This is a genomic window from Bradyrhizobium sp. BR13661, assembly GCF_029892425.1.
Taxonomy (GTDB): domain Bacteria; phylum Pseudomonadota; class Alphaproteobacteria; order Rhizobiales; family Xanthobacteraceae; genus Bradyrhizobium.
This window is the reverse complement of sequence record NZ_JARXWB010000087.1, coordinates 1-1330: the sequence shown is the minus strand read 5'-3', so window position 1 is coordinate 1330 and position 1330 is coordinate 1. Positions and strand designations below refer to the sequence as shown.

General features: G+C 60.8%; 2 protein-coding genes. Both read right to left on the bottom strand.

The genetic code is table 11. The annotated features are described in order from the left end of the window. Positions 1-12 precede the first annotated feature (12 nt). Positions 13-870, bottom strand: a complete 858-nt coding sequence (locus M2427_RS42065; RefSeq protein ID WP_280712569.1) for an IS3 family transposase — start codon at positions 868-870, stop codon at positions 13-15. Continuing rightward, complete coding sequence (locus M2427_RS42060) at positions 867-1268, bottom strand: helix-turn-helix domain-containing protein (RefSeq protein ID WP_280712568.1); 402 nt, start codon at positions 1266-1268, stop codon at positions 867-869. Before M2427_RS42060 ends, M2427_RS42065 begins: the two co-directional genes overlap by 4 nt. Positions 1269-1330: the final 62 nt, after the last annotated feature.

The following is a 1330-nucleotide window of genomic DNA, read 5'->3' as shown; positions in this document are numbered from 1 at the left end:
TGTCACGATGCGTTACCGCGCATTGTTTTGCGCGAAGGCGGTTTCGAACTCAAGGGGCGATTGGTATCCGAGCGCCGAGTGCAGGCGCTCCTTGTTGTAGACCTCCGCGATGAAGCTGTTGATGCGGCGACGGGCGTCATTGAGATCCGCGAAGGCCTTGCCGTTGACCTCCTCGGCCTTGAGCGTTTTCATGAAGCTTTCAGCCTTGGCGTTGTCGAAGGGGTTGCCCGGCCTGCTCATGCTGATGGTGATTTCGCGATCGGCGAGCTGCTGGCGGTAGGCAATGGAAGCGTATTGCACGCCGCGATCGGAATGATGGATCAGGCTGCCGGGTTTCGGCTTCCGTGCGTCGAGGGCTTTCTCCAAAGCGGCGATGGCGAGTGAGGCATCGAGCGTGTTTTCAAAGGCCCAGCCGACGGCCTTGCGCGAGAATGCATCCAGTATGACGGCGAGATAGGCGAAGGTCTTGGCGAGGTGGACATAGGTGATGTCCGCGACCCAGATTTGGTCGGGTGCGGACGGCACCAGGCCGCGCACCAGATTGGGGACGACGAGGACGCCCGTTGGTCGCTCCGCAGGCGGCTTCAGGAACGGCAGCTTACGCTGCGCCAGCAGGTTGTCTTCGCGCATAAGTCTCAGGACTTTCTTGGCATTTACGACCATGCCTTGGCGTCTGAGGGAGGCAGTCACCCGCCGATAGCCGTAGAATGGATGCTTGAGGCAAATGCGCTGGAGCTGGTCGCGCAGCTCGCACTCGGTCGCCTCACGACTGTGCCTGTTGAGATGCCGGTAATAGGTCGCGCGCGGCAAGCCCGCGAGGCGGCACAGGCGCTGTACGTCGGCGTTGGCGTCAGTTCTCTCCGATGTCATGGCTTGGATGACTTCGATGAGGCGGATGCGGGCTTGCCTTGCGCTGCCGGCCGCTCCAATGCGCGCAAGGCGTTCCGAAAAAAATCGAGGTCCATCTGCTGGCGGCCTACTAGCCGCTCGAGCTCGGCAATGCGGGCGTTTGCCCGCACGAGCGCAGAGCGCTTGTCGTCGTATGTCGCAAGCTGTTTGAGTTTGCGAGGGCCTGGCTTGGGCCCGGGCTTCCGGTTCAATCCATCTGGCCCATAGGCCTTCCAGGCCTTGACCCAGTCATGGAGACTCTTGCGGGAGATTCCAAGTTCGCGAGCCACGGGGAGCACACCTTCGCCCCGCTCGACCCGCTTGATCGCCTTGATTTTGTAAGCTGTCGGAAATTGACGCTTCTTTCCTCGTCCTGCCACAGGTCATCCTCGAAATGCCTGTCACTGTAATTATCGTGTCTCACTTCAGGGGTGCAGTCCAG

Bases quoted from the DNA above. Each gene is read 5' to 3' on its own strand.
- M2427_RS42065 (WP_280712569.1), bottom strand. From the start codon at position 870: ATGACATCGGAGAGAACTGACGCCAACGCCGACGTACAGCGCCTGTGC.